Annotated in this window: 12 protein-coding genes; 6 read left to right on the plus strand and 6 right to left on the minus strand. The window is 71.0% G+C overall.

From position 1 onward, the window contains the following. Positions 1 to 361 precede the first annotated feature (361 nt). Positions 362 to 1192, minus strand: a complete 831-nt coding sequence (locus ACIBF8_RS03780; protein WP_396780808.1) for a PIG-L family deacetylase — start codon at positions 1190 to 1192, stop codon at positions 362 to 364. Between the two features lie 188 nt (positions 1193 to 1380). On the opposite strand from ACIBF8_RS03780, the gene ACIBF8_RS03785 reads away from it, so the two are divergent. Beyond that, entirely contained in the window at positions 1381 to 2286 is a 906-nt protein-coding gene (locus ACIBF8_RS03785; RefSeq protein WP_396780809.1) for an alpha/beta fold hydrolase, read from the plus strand. Positions 2287 to 2290: 4 nt separating this feature from the next. Here the strand turns inward: ACIBF8_RS03785 and prfH are convergent, their stop codons facing one another. From prfH to ACIBF8_RS03805, 4 genes are all read right to left on the minus strand, one after another. Next, positions 2291 to 2905 carry a peptide chain release factor H gene (gene prfH / locus ACIBF8_RS03790; RefSeq protein WP_396780810.1) on the minus strand — a complete coding sequence of 205 codons (615 nt, stop codon included), beginning with the start codon at positions 2903 to 2905 and terminating at the stop codon, positions 2291 to 2293. Beyond that, positions 2902 to 4098 (minus strand): RNA ligase RtcB family protein, encoded by a 1197-nt coding sequence (locus tag ACIBF8_RS03795; protein ID WP_396780811.1) that lies wholly within the window; start codon positions 4096 to 4098, stop codon positions 2902 to 2904. The genes prfH and ACIBF8_RS03795 overlap by 4 nt, the downstream gene beginning before the upstream one ends. A 285-nt stretch (positions 4099 to 4383) precedes the next feature. After that, on the minus strand, positions 4384 to 5580 hold the full coding sequence (locus ACIBF8_RS03800; RefSeq protein WP_396780813.1) for an ice-binding family protein: 1197 nt from the start codon (positions 5578 to 5580) through the stop codon (positions 4384 to 4386). A gap of 225 nt (positions 5581 to 5805) precedes the next feature. Continuing rightward, a complete protein-coding gene (locus ACIBF8_RS03805; RefSeq protein WP_396780815.1) occupies positions 5806 to 6459 on the minus strand; it encodes a class I SAM-dependent methyltransferase in 654 nt (217 codons plus the stop codon). Between the two features lie 129 nt (positions 6460 to 6588). Between ACIBF8_RS03805 and ACIBF8_RS03810 the strand changes: the two genes are divergently transcribed. Continuing rightward, positions 6589 to 7344, plus strand: coding sequence for an SDR family oxidoreductase (locus tag ACIBF8_RS03810; protein WP_396780816.1), 756 nt, complete (start codon positions 6589 to 6591; stop codon positions 7342 to 7344). A gap of 9 nt (positions 7345 to 7353) precedes the next feature. Here ACIBF8_RS03810 and ACIBF8_RS03815 read toward each other — a convergent pair whose 3' ends face one another. Then, complete coding sequence (locus tag ACIBF8_RS03815; RefSeq protein WP_396780818.1) at positions 7354 to 9585, minus strand: hypothetical protein; 2232 nt, start codon at positions 9583 to 9585, stop codon at positions 7354 to 7356. 227 nt (positions 9586 to 9812) lie between these two features. On the opposite strand from ACIBF8_RS03815, the gene ACIBF8_RS03820 reads away from it, so the two are divergent. The 4 genes from ACIBF8_RS03820 to ACIBF8_RS03835 all read left to right on the plus strand — a co-directional run bounded on the left by ACIBF8_RS03820 (position 9813) and on the right by ACIBF8_RS03835 (position 14999). After that, positions 9813 to 10961, plus strand: coding sequence for an FUSC family protein (locus tag ACIBF8_RS03820; protein WP_396780819.1), 1149 nt, complete (start codon positions 9813 to 9815; stop codon positions 10959 to 10961). Positions 10962 to 11497: 536 nt separating this feature from the next. Then, positions 11498 to 13180, plus strand: a complete 1683-nt coding sequence (araB, locus tag ACIBF8_RS03825) for a ribulokinase (RefSeq protein ID WP_396780820.1) — start codon at positions 11498 to 11500, stop codon at positions 13178 to 13180. After that, positions 13177 to 13869, plus strand: coding sequence for an L-ribulose-5-phosphate 4-epimerase (locus tag ACIBF8_RS03830; RefSeq protein ID WP_396780822.1), 693 nt, complete (start codon positions 13177 to 13179; stop codon positions 13867 to 13869). The genes araB and ACIBF8_RS03830 overlap by 4 nt, the downstream gene beginning before the upstream one ends. A 128-nt stretch (positions 13870 to 13997) precedes the next feature. Beyond that, positions 13998 to 14999 (plus strand): ABC transporter substrate-binding protein, encoded by a 1002-nt coding sequence (locus ACIBF8_RS03835; RefSeq protein WP_396780823.1) that lies wholly within the window; start codon positions 13998 to 14000, stop codon positions 14997 to 14999. Positions 15000 to 15020: the final 21 nt, after the last annotated feature.

The raw sequence follows: 15020 nt of genomic DNA on the forward strand, positions 1-15020 counted from the left end.
TCTAGAAGGTCAGGGTTCGGTGCTACTGACCGGGACGTGGCTGCGTGACGCCGGTAGTTCCGGCCGGAAATCGGAAACCCGCTCGAAACGTTAGGCCGGTCGATGTCTGGGCGTCAACGCCGAAAACTTCCGGAAATTGGTCGGATGAGCTGCCCGGTCCTCGGTGGCTTGCAGCCGAAACTTCCGGCGACCGGCGACCGGCGACCGGCGACCGGCGACCGGCGACGGGGCGCAGGCGCGGGGTTGCCGCGGCAGGATGCGCCGGCCCACGGTGACGTCACCCCGGAGCGCGCGGCAGCGGGCGTCGTCGACGCGGTGACCGACGACGCCCGGTGTCGCTACGGGGACTGCTGCGGGCCGGTCAGCGCAGGCCGGCGAAGAGGTCGTCCTCGGGGGTCGGCGCGCCGGTCCGGTCCCGGACCCGCAGGAAGGTCTCCACACCCATCAGCTCGGTGAACCGCTCCTGGCCCAGTTGCAGGAAGAAAATGTTCTCGGTCTGGCTGGCGTGCGTGGCCAGCGCGCCGAACTTCTGGGCGCCGTACTTGCTCGTGTCGACCCAGGTGGTGATCTCGTCATCCGGCAGGCCGAGCTGCGGGCCCGGCCCGGCGGCCGCATCCGGCTCGGCCCACTCGACACCGAGCTCCTTCATGATCCGACCGAACTCGGCGAACGCCGTACGCGGCACGGTCGTCCAGTAGACCTTCGCCGGGACGTCCGTCTGCTCGACGGCGGCCATGGTGATCCGATGGGCCTGGATGTGGTCCGGGTGACCGTAGAAACCGTTCTCGTCGTAGGTGACGATCACGTCCGGCTGGTACTGCCGGATCAGCTCCGCGAGCCGGCCCGCCGCCTCCGCCACCGGCGTCGTCCAGAACGCGCCGGGAAGGTCGTTGGTCGGCCAGCCCATCATTCCGGAATCGGCGTAGCCGAGGGTCTCCAGGTGGGTGACGTTCAGCGTCGCGCAGCTGGCCTCCAGCTCGGCCTGGCGCATCGCCACGACGGCGGCCGGGTCGTGCCCCTCCTCGCCCGGCTTGACCCCATCCGGGCCGTCCCCACATCGCCCGTCGGTGCAGGTCACCAGCACTGTGGTGACCCCCTCGGCGGCATAGCGGGCAAGGACGCCGCCGGTGCTCGTCGCCTCGTCGTCGGGGTGGGCGTGCACCGCCATCAGGGTCAGAGGTCGCTCAGCCATGCCGTCACCCTACGGTCAGCCGGTTACGGCCCCACGACCTGCACCGGGAACGCCGGCGGATCGGGCATCCTACCCAGTCCGACAGCCGCTGAACGGTCCTTGTCTGAACGGTGATCAGGCCCTTGGCGGGTCGCTAGATTCGGGCCTGATCAGCACCCTGAGCAGGTCCGGACGCGGGGAGACAATCGATGGCAAGGGCCGCTGGCGGGTTCACCGACCTGCGACAGGTCGAGGCCGGAGTCCTGAACGTCGGATACGTGGACGCCGGGCCGCCCGACGGGGACGCGGTGATCCTCCTGCACGGGTGGCCCTACGACATCCACAGCTTCGTCGACGTCGTACCGCTGCTCACCGCCGCCGGTCACCGGGTCGTCGTCCCGTACCTGCGGGGCTACGGCACGACCCGGTTCCGCTCCGACGACACCATGCGAAACGGTGAACCGGCGGCCATGGGGCTCGACCTCATCGCCCTGATGGACGCCCTGAAGATCGACGCCGCGAAGCTCGCCGGGTTCGACTGGGGCGCGCGGACCGCCGATGTCGTCGCCGCGCTGTGGCCCGAACGCTGCCGGGGGCTGGTCTCGGTGAGCGGGTACCTGATCGACGGGCAGAAGTCGGGCACGGTGCCGTTGCCGCCGAAGGTGGAGTTCGCGTGGTGGTACCAGTACTACTTCGCCACCGAGCGCGGTCGCGAAGGGTACGACAAGAACCGGCGCGACTTCGCCAAGCTGATCTGGCACACCGCGTCGCCCCAGTGGACGTTCGACGACGCGATGTTCGACCGCAGCGCGGCGGCGTTCGACAACCCCGACCACGTCGACATCGTCATCCACAACTACCGCTGGCGGCTCGCCCTCGCCGACGGCGAGCCGCAGTACGACGAGATCGAGCAGCGGCTGGCCGCGAAGCCGAAGATCACGGTGCCCAGCATCTCCCTGGAGGGGGATGCCAACGGGGCACCGCACCTGGAGCCCACCGTCTACGGCAAGCAGTTCGCCGGCCGGTACGAGCACCGAACCGTCGGGGGCGGTGTTGGGCACAACCTGCCACAGGAGGCGCCGCAGGCCTTCGCCGACGCGGTGCTGGAGGTCTGAGCCGCTAGGGCGTCGGCCGTTCCACCCGCACCGGATCGCCGCGAATCAGCCCGTCGTGGATGCGCCACCGGGCGGTGGTGACCGCCCGCCGTGCCGCCTCGTCGTCGTGCTCGACGCGTTGACGCAGCAGGTGCAGGGCGATCCGGCGGTTGAGACTGAACTGCCGCTCCTCGTCCACCACGACCACGATGCCCGAGGGGCGGTGCGTCGCGCGTACCGCCGTGCTGGCCTTGTTCCGGTGCTGACCACCCGGACCGCCGGTGCGGCAGCCGACGATGTCGACGTCCGCCTCGCGGAACGTCGTCGGCTCAGCGTCGCGTTCCGGCGGCTGGGCGGTGACGTACCAGTTCTTCCGGCCGGTGCCCGACCGGTACGGGCTGGGGGCCTGCCAGCACAGCGTTCCGGTCCAGGAGGTGGCGAACGCCTCGGCGTCGGCGCCGGAGATCCGGACCAGCACCGACCGGTACGTGCCGCGACGGTCACCGGGCACCGACTCGACCCGCTCGATGGTCAGACCTCGGCGGGTGCCGTCCCGCAGCAGCCGGTGCAACAGCTGTCCCAGTGCCCAGGCGCACTCCCGGGGGCCACGCCCGGCCGACAGCAGCAGGAGCACGCTCACGACCGTCCCCGCCGTCCACGGTGGCCCCGCCGGTCCGCCCCTGCGGCGGACCCGAGATCGGGCGTCTTGTAGGTGACCAGGGGAGTCGTGCTGACCACCGGCGTGGCCAGCTGGTGCGCGACCAGGTCGGCGATCACCTGCTCGATGCGCTTGTACGCCGTGGGCGCCTCCTCGAAGAGCAACTGCCGGTCGCCGCACACCACCAGCGAACCCACGGGCGTACGCCGCAGCTCCTCGACCGTGTGCTTGGCCCGGCCCCGCCGCAGGGCGTCGGCGCGGGACATCTTCCGGCCGGCACCGTGCGCCACGGAATGGTTGGCCTCCGGGCCGGCGTGGGCGGCCACCAGGTAGGACGGTGTCCCCCGCGTGCCGGCGACGAGGACATCGCGACCGTCACCCGGTGCCGCGCCCTTGCGGTGCAGGTAGACCCCGTCCCGAACCTCGACCAGGTTGTGGCACTGGTCGACGATCGGCGCGGCGGGCGCGGCCCCCAACGCGTGCGCGACCCGGGCGGCCAGCACCCGGCGGTTGAGCGAGCCCCAGCGCACGGCGTCGTCGTGTACGGCCAGGTAGGCGGCCGGGTCAGGGGCCGCCCCCGCGCCGTGCACCTCGGTGTGCGCCCGTAGGATCCGCTCGCCCAGACCACGGGAACCGCTGTGCACGATGAGCACGAGATCGCCCGCGTCGAGCCCGAGCCGGGTTGCGTGCCGTACGTCGAGGATGGTGTCGACCCGGGCCAGCTCCACGAAGTGGTTGCCCCGGCCCACCGTCCCGAGACCGTCCAGGTGACCGGCCGGAACGTCACCGTCGACGACGGCCCAGGCGGGATCGTCGGCATCCCGTACCGGGTCGAGCGCCTGGTCGAGGTCGGGGAACCGGGCGGCGAGCCGTTCCGGTACGGCACGTTTGAGTCTGATCGGGAACACGGCGATGCCGCAGCCGATGTCGGAGCCCACCAGGAACGGGTACAGGACGGTCGACGCCATGGCCGCGCCGATGGGCGCGCCCTTGCCGGGGTGCAGGTCCGGCATCCCGGCGACGTGCAGCATGCCGTCCAGGGCGGCGACCTGCTGGCACTGCGCGAGCGCTTCGGATTCGATCCAACTCGCGGGAGAGGCGAACACCGTGACGGTGGCCGGGGTGGTCGGGGCGGACGGGGGCAGGGACTCCCGAGGGAGGTGGTGCTGGGACAAGGAGGCTCACTTCGCGCTGAGAACGAGGAACGGACGGCGTCACGGCCACCGGGAGGCGTCACCGGTGGCGCGGAGCAGGGGGTGGTGTCCGTCAGTACGTCATGGACGTACTCTCACCGACCGCGCCGGGCACGACAAGCGATTTCCACCCCCCTGCGGCGTGGCTGGCCGACCGTCTCGGACTTGCCCTGGTAACCGGAGTACGCGGCGTCGGCCCACTCCCGATGGGGAGTGGGCCGACGCCGTCACGTGGCTCGGCCGACACGACGCCGGCCGGGCCGCCGGTCAGGACTCCAGGCGTCGCCGCCGTGCGAGGAAGAACGCGACCGCACCCAGCACGACCATCGCACTCCCGACGCTGGTCATGGTCGGGACCACACCCCCGCCGGTCACCGGCAGGATGGGACGCTTGCCACCGCCACCAGGCTGACCGGGAGCGCCAGGGCTGCCAGGTGCGCCGGGCGCTCCGGGGGGTCCGGACGGACCAGGTGCTCCGGGGCTACCGGGTGCGCCGGGTGCTCCGGGGCTACCGGGTGCGCCGGGTGCTCCGGGGCTACCGGGTGCGCCGGGTGCGCCGGGGCTGCCGGGTGCGCCGGGGCTGCCGGGTGCGCCGGGGCTGCCGGGTGCTCCGGGGCTGCCGGGTGCTCCGGGGCTACCGGGCGGACCGGACGGTCCGGGTGGACCGGTGGGTCCGGGTGGACCGGTGGGTCCGGGCGGGCCGGTGGGTCCGGGCGGGCCGGTCGGTCCAGCGCAGATCGGCGCGGTGATGACGTTGGTGTCGAGGGTGACGGCAGCGGTCCGCGCGAGCGCGCGGCCCTGAAGCGTCGCGCCCGTGGCCAACGTGATCGCGGCCTGAGCCATGATCGTGCCCACGAAGGTGGTGCCCGTGCCGATCGTCGCCGAGCTACCGATCTGCCAGAACACGTTGCAGGCCGAAGCCCCGTTGATCAGGACGACGCTGCTGTTTGACGCCGTCGTCAGCGAGGAGTCGACCTGGAAAATGAAGACGGCCGACGGGTCACCCTGGCCGTTGAGCGTCAACGTTCCGGTCAGCTGGGCCGCCCCGATCCGGTAGACACCTTCGTTGAGCGTGTTGCCGCCCAACTCCGCCGGAAGGTTGGTGAACGGCGTCCGGCCGGCGGCATCGTTGTAGGCGATGGTCAGGTCGCTCTGCGCCTGCAGGGCGACCGCGTCGCCGAGGTGAACCTCGCCGCCGATGGTTGCCGTCTCGAACCCGGATGCGGTGTTTCCGGGGAACCGCCCGAGACTCTGGGCCAGGAAGCTGGGGCCTGTGTTGGTGGGCTCCGCCCCGGCCAGGACGGAGAAGTCAGCCGCGGTGCCCAGGTTGACCGGTGCTTCCTGCGCGTTGGCCGCGGTCGAGCTGAAGAGCAGCAGGCTGGCCGCCACCGTGGCGGCGGCGCCAGCGGCGAGCGTGGGCACGAGCGCCCGCCGCCGTAGCCGAAACTTTGGGTTAGCTGTCACAGAACACCCTCCGTGAGTACTACTCGCAGGAGAGGCTCGCGTGCCGTGTCCTGCGTGATACGGCCTGTATGGCGCCGATGAGCGCGGTGACCACCACATCACGTCGGGCAGGCAGATGAGGGCAAAACGGGACAATAACCTAAACCGTCTATGCGAATTGGACGGACGTTCGCGTTCTCGTTTCCGGGTTTCGCGAAAGGCCGGGCAGCGCGCGTGGCAGTCGAGCTAGTGCTGGACCGTCTCGGCCGGTCTGATCGCGCGGCCAAGCACGCAGGGCGAGGAGGGGCTGTTGCTGGTGGCCGGGAAACGGAACCGGCGCAGCTCCTCCAACTGGAAGCCTGCCGATCTGATGGCGGTGAGGGTGTCGCGGTTGGTGTGGCAGCCCGCGAACAGCTTCGGCCACAGTGTGGCGTCGACGATTCGCTGGGCGCGGTGCAGACCGGTGGTCTCCTCGGCGGCCACATGCTCGAAGAACCGAACCTGGCCTCCGGGGCGCAGCACCCGGCTGATCTCGGCCAACGCGCTCGGCTGATCGGGCACGGTACACAACACCAACGCGACCACGGCCGCGTCGAACTCGCCGTCCCCGGCGGGCAGCGCATCGGACAGACCGTCGACGACAGTGACCGGAACCGGCGCGTCCGCCGCGGCGCGCTCGGCGGCGGTCCGCAGACGCCGTTCCGGTTCGACCGCGAGGACCTGGGTCACCGCCGGCGGATAGTGCGAGAACATCCGCCCGTTGCCGGCGCCGATTTCGATCACCCGGCCGGACAGGCCGGCGACCAGGTCCCGTCGGAACGCCGCCGTGCCGGCGCGGTCCATGGCGACGCTGAGCCGTTCGTACACCCAGGCGAAAACCGGGTGGGACACCGTGGCCACGTCGACCTCCACAGATGGCGTGATCTCCGAAGAACTGTTCTCCGGCGATTGTCCTGCATCCGCGCCCGCTTTCCGTCTTACTGATTGGCAGCACGATTCAACCCAGTGCAGACAGGATCGGGTTCGACCATGAAGATCGTCGTCATCGGGGGCAGCGGCCTCATCGGCTCCAAGCTGGTGGAGCGCCTCGGCGCCCAGGGCCACCAGGTGGTGCCGGCATCGCCGAAGACCGGGGTGAACACCCTGACCGGCGAGGGAGTGGCCGACGCGCTCGCCGGTGCCGAGGTGGTCGTCGACGTGTCGAACTCGCCGTCGTTCGAGGACGCCGCCGTGCTGGAGTTCTTCGAGACGTCCACCCGAACCCTCCTCGCCGCCGCGTCGGACGCCGGGTTGACGCACTACGTGGCGCTCTCCATCGTGGGGTGCGACCGGATCCCGGACAGCGGGTACATGCGCGCGAAGGTCGCCCAGGAGAAGCTCATCGTCGCGTCCGGAATCCCGTACTCGGTGGTGCACGCCACCCAGTTCTTCGAGTTCCTGCAGGGCATCATCGACGCCGCCACGGATGGCGATACCGTGCGCCTCGCGCCGGTGCTCATCCAGCCGATGGCCGCGGACGACGTCGCGGCCGCGGTGGCCGAGGTCGCGCTCGGCGCGCCGACGAACTCCGTGGTCGAGGTCGCGGGCCCGGAGCAGTTCCGCCTCGACGAACTGGGTCGATCCCTGCTCGCGGACCAGCAGGACCCTCGTTCGGTGGTGGCCGACCCCGACGCCCGGTACTTCGGCGCCAAGCTGGGCGAACGCTCGCTCGTCCCGGCCGACGGCGCCCGCATCGCCGGCACCGGCCTGGACGACTGGCGGATGCGGGCGAGCCGGGGACAGTGAGCCAGCGCGCTATCTCGGCGCCCCGGGCGGCTCGGCCCGCCCATCGAGCCGCTGCACCAACTCCCGGACCACCTCGGTGAACGGCTCGTCGGACTCGTCCGGCCAGTGCCCGTGGATGGGCGGAGCGACGCTGTCGCCCGGGGGAGTCAGCACGTCGCGGGGATCACGCTGTCGGCGATCCACCCCCGCGGCCGGGTCGCCGGCGGTGGCCGGCGCGGGTGACGGATGCGGGGAGAAGATCCAGCCGCCGACGGGGTCGGTGTCGCGCCATAGGTTCACCCAGCGCCAGCCCACCCGACGGCCGATCTCGTGTAGTGCCGCGTCGTCGACGTACGCGGGGAAGAGCCGGGCGTAGAGGCGGCGCAGCGGTGATCCGTGGGTGAGCAGGGCGACCCGGTCGCCGACCTGCGGCGGCAACTGGAGCACCGTGGCGGCGAGCAGGACCGAGCCGTGGCTGTGCCCGCTGAGTAGCACGGCATCCCCGCGCTCGACGAGGTAGGTGATCCGGCGGGTCAGTTCCGGCACGGCCCGTTCGGAGTAGCAGGGTGGTGCGAACGGGTGGGCGGCCCGAGGCCAGAAGGTGCCGAGGTCCCAGAGGACGCCGATGTGCCGGCGGTACGACTCGGTCCGGTACGCGAAGATGCCGCTGATGATCAGGCCGATGATGACCGCCGCGATCCCCCAGCTACCGAACGCGATGCCGAACGTGACCGCGTCCGCCGGCAACCTCGCGTTCCGTTCGATGACGTCGCTCGGGAACTGCCCCAGCAGGCCGATGGTGGTGGTGGCCGTGGCGAGTCCGGCGAGACAGCCGTAGAGCACGGCCAGCGGCACCAGTTTCTCGGTGAGGCGGGCGCGGGCTATCGCGTCTCGCACCTGCCGCAGTCGGGGTCCTGCCTCGGCCGGCGCGTTCGGAAAGTCGCGCGCGACGATCGTCGCCGCGGCCCGGCGCCGACCTCGGCGGGAGATCAGGACGACGAGCCCGGCCACGATCAGCGTGACCAGCAGGGCGCGGAAGAAGCCGTAGATCGCCCAGGTGTAGGCCCGGGGCGGACCGGAGGCGATGCCCTCTCCGGTCGGTACATCGCGGTCCAGGAAGTCCGCCACCCGGTAGACCAGTTCGGCGGAGTAGGCCACCGCCGTGCTGATCCCGGTGGCCACGACCACGAGAGCGCCCAGCCCGAACAGCGGGGTGGCACCGCGCTCCCCGCGCCGGTGCCAGACCAGCACCACGCCCAGGGCGGCCAACAGCGTCGTCTGGGCGACGAACAGCCCCGCCAGGGTCGTGTCGTAGCCGGGGAGCCCGTGTCCCTCCGGCCACGGCTGTGGGCTGGTCAGGACGTGAACGACCACGCCGACGGTCAGGATGATGGCAGCGGTCCGGAGCGTTCGGGTGACCCCGTCGAGCCGTCGGTCGCCGGCGGCCCGGTCGATCAGCGGCGGCGTGCAGAGCAGCCCCACGCAGCATGTCAGGATCACGACCGTGATCGCCGTGAGCGCGGTCGTGGCCGCCGAGGCGCCACTCGCGCCTCGGGCCAGGAGCAGGGCGAGGTCCAGCGTCGCGAAGGCCGCAGCAACGTGGATGGCGCGCAACCGGCCCACCAGCGGCTCGGCGTCCCACTGACCGATGGTGCCGAGTCGAGACCCGGAGACGTCCTGATCGGGCGCGCGGAACGCCTCGAACGTTCGTCCCGGGCGGCAGCTGACCCGCCAGATCAGGCCGACCGCCGCGGCCGGGACCAGTGCGAGCACCGCCAGCCGTAGCCCGACCGGTCGTCCACCCAGCCAGGACAACCAACTGCGGCCGGCCAGGCAGTCGGGCGAGGCGAGGCACTTCCAGCCGAGCAGATCCAGAGCGACGCCGGCGATGGCGAGCACGTACAGCACGGTGAGCGTCAGCGCCAGCAGCCGGCACAGGGACTTGACCACGGTCGCCGAGCCAGGATTCGCCGGACGCATCCAGATCGCGACGTTGACCAGCATGAAGGGGAGCAGGAAGGCCACCGCCAGGGTGCGGGCCACGGTCCCGGAGGGCAGGTCACCCCAGCGGTACGCCTCCAGCGTCACCCCGCGCACAGCGGCGGTGTCCGAGCACCGGGGGCGCGCCCGGTAGAAGCCGCCGCTGCGGTCACCGGCGACCTGCCCGGTCTGTCGCAGGTCCAGCACCTGTGCGACGCTCGCGCCGGAGACTCCGTGCACCCGTAGCTCCACGACGGCACCGGAGCTGTCCGGCCCGCTCAACCGCGCTGACCCATCCGACGTCCCCCCGAGGCGTCTCGCCGCCCTTGTCCCGCGACCCAGCCCCGCCGTCACGCGCCGGGCCGCCGCGATGACGGCAGAGCCCGGTCTACCCGAACCGGACGCGCTCAATCGCGGCGGACGTAGGCCCCTACCGCTCCGGCAGGGGCTAGTGTCGACCATCCGGCCAGCGGAAGGATTGATCCGGTCGTGGTGGGGTAGGTGCCGCCATGGTCGCTGCCGGTCGGCGTGGAGCGGACGCGGACCCTTCGACCGTTGTCCGGCTCCGGGACCGTTTGCTGGCCGCGTGGCGTGAGCGGATCCATCGGGTACGGGCCATCGGCGGTCTCGCCCTGCAGGCCGGCCTGGCCGCAGGACTGTCCTGGTTCGTGGCGCACTCGCTGCTGCATGTGTCGCAGCCGGTCTTCGCGCCGATCTCCGCCGTCTCGACGCTCGCGGCGTCCGTCGGTCAACGGTTGCGTCGCACCATCGAGCTGATCATCGGGGTCACCGTCGGGGTGCTGATCGGCGACCTGCTGCTCCTGGTGATCGGCACCGGGTGGTGGCAGCTCGCCCTGATCGTCGTGTTGGCGATCGTCGTGGCGCTGTTTCTCGCCGGCAGCGCCGCGGTGGTGATCCAGGCCGGCGCGACGGCGGTGCTCATCGCCACGCTCAGCCCGTCCGTGCGTGATCTGGAGGTCCCCCGATTCGTGGACGCGCTGATCGGGGGAGGGGTGGCGCTGCTGGTCACCGCCGTGTTGCTGCCGCTGAACCCGCTGCGGGTGCTCAACCGGGCCGCCCGGCCGGCGTTGGATCTCCTGGTGGCCCAGCTCGACGCCACCGCCGAGGCGTTGACCGCGCGGGACGCCGATCGGGCCCGTACCGCCCGGGATGAGCTGCGCCAGAGCGCGGGCCGGTTGAAGGGGTTCGTCAAGGCGACCCAGGGCGCCCGGGAGGCCAGCACCCTCTCACCGGTGTACTGGCACCAGCGGCACGGGCCGGTGGCCCGTTACGCACAGGCGGCGGAGCCGATCGACCGGGCGATGCGCAACAGCGGCACCCTGATCCGGCGGTCGGTGACGCTGATCGAGGACGACGAGCCGGTGCCGGAGTCACTGCCGGCGGCGGTCGCCGATCTCGCCGAGGCCGTCCGCCTGCTGAAGCGGCAGTTCGCCGCCGGCGCGGAGCCGAAGCGAGCGCGGGAGCAGGCGCTGCGGGCGGTCCGGGTGGCCGGGCACGCCTACCGGGACGGTGTCGGCTTCTCCGGTGCGGTCGTGGTGGCACAGGTTCGGACGACCGTCAGTGACCTTCTGGTGGCCTCCGGACTGAGTCAGGAGGACGCGGATCAGTTGGTCCGGAGCACCTTCGGTGACCTGTGAGGCCGGCTGAACCGGATGACTTCCGGCACCCGTTCGACGCGTGGGCGCACCGGGGCGGCGCGAGCACGCCGAGACGTTGAATGTTATCGATAACAAGGGTGCCACGGCCGGTCACCCGCCGGGCGGATCACCCTCCGGGGCGCCCAGCCATGAGCCCGCACGGCCGCCGACGGCCGCGCGGCGGATCTGAGTACGTCGGGGCGATGCCCCGGCGATGTTATCGCTGCCATCGCTGCCGGGCGACAGGTGGGCGACCCGGGGTCGGCACTGGGCGATCGTCTCGTGGTGTGTGACGCGTCGGGCCGGGTCGCGGGTCCTGGCGGCGGGTGTCCGTCGGTAGCCGCGCCGCGCGTCGCCCCCTTTCGGGGCCTGGGTAACGCGGGTGGTGTCGGAATAGCGCGCTTTGCACCGGTCCGCTATTGACCCTCCCGAGTCGGTCCGCCTTCCGCGTTCCGTTACGGAGCTGTTGCGGCTAGATGTCTTGACGAGGCTGGATGTGAGCGTTAACACTATCCCCGTTAACGGTGGAGGTGAACATGAACCGTGTGGACGGAGCTGACGACCGGTACGTCGTCGGTGTCGACTACGGCACCCTGTCCGGGCGAGCTCTGGTGGTCCGTGTCGGCGACGGTGCCGAATTGGGGACCGCGGTGCACGAGTACGGCGATGGCGTGATCAGCACGGCGCTTCCGGGCGGCCGAGCGCTACCCCCGGACTGGGCCCTGCAGAACCCGCAGGACTACCGCGACGTGCTGCGGTACGCCGTCCCGGCGGCGGTGTCCGCCGCGGGGGTGGACCCGGCGGCGGTGGTCGGCATCGGCATCGACTTCACCGCCTGCACCGTGCTACCGACGCTCGCCGACGGCACCCCGCTGTGCGAGACGCCCGAGTTGCGCGACCGGCCGCACGCCTGGGTCAAGCTGTGGAAGCACCACGCCGCACAGCCGCACGCCGACCGGATCAACGCGTTGGCCCACGAGCGGGCCGAGCCGTGGATCGGCCGGTACGGCGGCAAGATCTCCGCCGAGTGGCAGTACGCCAAGGGCCTGCAGATCCTGGAGGAGGACCCGGAGGTCTACGACCGGGCGGAGCGCTTCATCGAGGCGGCCGACTGGATCGTCTGGCAGCTCTGCGGCGCCGAGACCCGCAATGTCTGCACGGCCGGATACAAGGGCATCCTGCAGGACGGCCACTACCCCTCCGAGAGCTTCCTGACCGCGCTCAACCCCGACTTCGGCGACTTCGTGGCCAAGCTGGACGGCCCGTTGCTGCCCCTCGGTGCCCGAGCCGGCGTGCTCACCGCCCAGGCCGCGGCATGGACCGGTCTGCCGGAGGGAATCGCGGTCGCCGTCGGCAACGTCGACGCGCACGTCACCGCGGCGTCCGCGCAGGCGGTGGAGCCCGGCCGACTCGTCGCGATCATGGGCACCTCGACCTGCCACGTCGTCAACGGCGCGGAGGTCGCCGAGGTGGCCGGCATGTGCGGTGTGGTGGACGGCGGCATCAGCCCCGGCGCGTGGGGGTACGAGGCCGGCCAGAGCGGCGTCGGTGACATCTTCGGCTGGTTCGTCAAGCACGCCGCACCGGCCGGCATCGACTCGCACGAACGCCTCACCGAGCTGGCCGCGAGCCAGCCCGTCGGCGGGCACGGCCTGATCGCCCTGGACTGGTGGAACGGCAACCGTTCCCTGCTGGTCAACCACGACCTCAGCGGGATGATCGTCGGAATGACCCTGGCCACCCGGCCACAGGACATCTACCGGGCGCTGCTGGAGTCCACCGCGTACGGCACCCGGATGATCATCGAGGCGTTCGTCGACGCCGGAGTCCCGGTGAACGACCTGGTGATCGCCGGTGGCCTCACCTCCAACGAGCTGCTGATGCAGATCTACGCCGACGTGACCAAACGACCGCTGAACATCATCGCCTCGGCGCAGGGGCCGGCCCTGGGCTCGGCGATCCACGCCGCCGTCGCCGCCGGTGAGTTTCCCTCGATCCACGAAGCGTCGCGGGCGATGGGTCGGGTGCACGAGGCCGTCTACCGACCCGATCCCGAGCGGGCGCGCGCCTACGACGCCCTCTACGCCGAATACCGGGCGCTGCACGACCACTTCGGTCGCGGCGGAAACGACGTCATGCTCCGCCTGCGGGCGATCCGCAACGCGGCGGTCGAGGCCGCCACGACCACGCACGAGGCCCCGCTGGAGGTGGTGGCGTGAACGCCGAGGTGACCCGACAGATCAGCGAGCTGCGCGAGACCGTCGCCCGCCTGCACGCCGAGCTGACCCGGTACAACCTGGTCGCCTGGACGTCCGGCAACGTCTCCGCGCGGGTCCCCGGCCAGGACCTCATGGTGATCAAGCCGAGCGGGGTGAGCTACGACGACCTCACCGCAGACACGATGGTGGTGTGCGACCTCGATGGTGTCCTCGTCGAGGGCGACTTCGCCCCGTCCAGCGATACCGCCGCCCACGCCTATGTCTACCGGGCGATGCCCGAGGTCGGCGGGGTCGTGCACACGCACAGCTCGTACGCCACCGCCTGGGCCGCGTGCGGGGAGTCGATCCCCTGCCACCTCACCGCGCAGGCCGACGAGTTCGGCGGTGAGATCCCGATCGGCCCGTTCGCGCTGATCGGCGGCGACGACATCGGCAAGGGCATCGTCGCCACACTCGCCGGGCACCGTTCGCCGGCGGTGTTGATGCGCAACCACGGCGTCTTCACCATCGGCCGCGACGCCCGCGCGGCGGTCAAGGCCGCGGTCATGTGCGAGGACGTGGCGCGTACCGCGCACCTGGCCCGCACCCTCGGACAGCCGGTTCCGATGGCACAGGCGGACATCGACTCCCTCTACGACCGCTACCAGAACGTCTACGGCCAACAACCAGTCGCACCGGCGGGTTCCTGACCCTGCACTGACCATCCGGACCCCGTCGGTCTGCACCACGACGCACCAGCACGCACCACCCGCGTACGCCGCCTTTCGCACCTCGGCGGTTGGCGCGGTTACCCACCACATCCAGCCAAGGAGATTCGATGGGAAAGATGCGAACGCAGTCCGCTCCGTGGCGCGCTGCCGCTGTCCTCGCCAGCGTGCTGCTGGTCGGCGGCGTGGCGGCCTGCGGCAACAGCGACACCGGCGGCGGTGCCAAGGACGACGGCAAGATCACGATGGGCTTCTCCCAGGTCGGGGCGGAGAGCGGGTGGCGTACCGCGAACACCACCTCGATCAAGGAGTCCGCCGCCGCGGCCGGGATCGAGCTGAAGTTCGACGACGCCCAGCAGAAGCAGGAAAACCAGATCAAGGCGATCCGCAACTACATCCAGCAGAAGGTCGACGTGATCGCCTTCTCGCCGGTGGTGGAGTCCGGATGGGACACCGTGCTCAAGGAGGCCAAGGACGCCGGCATCCCGGTCATCCTGACCGACCGCTCGGTGGACTCGGCCGACAAGACGCTGTACAAGACGTTCCTCGGCTCGGACTTCGTCAAGGAGGGCCGGCTCGCCGGTGAGTGGCTGGTCGAGCAGAAGAAGAGCGCCACGGGCCCGGTGAACATCGTCGAGCTGCAGGGCAACACCGGCGCGGCGCCGGCGAACGATCGGAAGAAGGGCTTCGGCGAGGCGATCGCCGTCAACCCGAACCTGAAGATCATCGCGTCCCAGCCGGGTGACTTCACCCGGGCCGGCGGCAAGCAGGTCATGGAGCAGTTCCTCAAGGCCAACCCGAAGATCGACGTTTTGTTCGCGCACAACGACGACATGGGCCTGGGCGCGCTCGAGGCGATCACCGCCGCCGGCAAGGTGCCCGGCAAGGACATCACCATCATCACGGTCGACGCCGTCAAGGACGGCATGCAGGCTCTCGCCGACGGGAAGTTCAACTTCATCGCGGAGTGCAGCCCGCTGCTCGGCCCGCAGCTGATGGACCTGGCCAAGAAGGTCCACGCGGGCGAGGAGGTGCCTGCTCGGATCGAGACCGAGGAGACCACCTTCACCCAGGAGCAGGCCAAGGAAGCTCTGCCCAACCGTAAGTACTGATCGACGACGGGGTCGCCACGT

Origin of the sequence: Micromonospora sp. NPDC050276 (assembly GCF_044459545.1) — a bacterium.
Lineage (GTDB): Bacteria > Actinomycetota > Actinomycetes > Mycobacteriales > Micromonosporaceae > Micromonospora.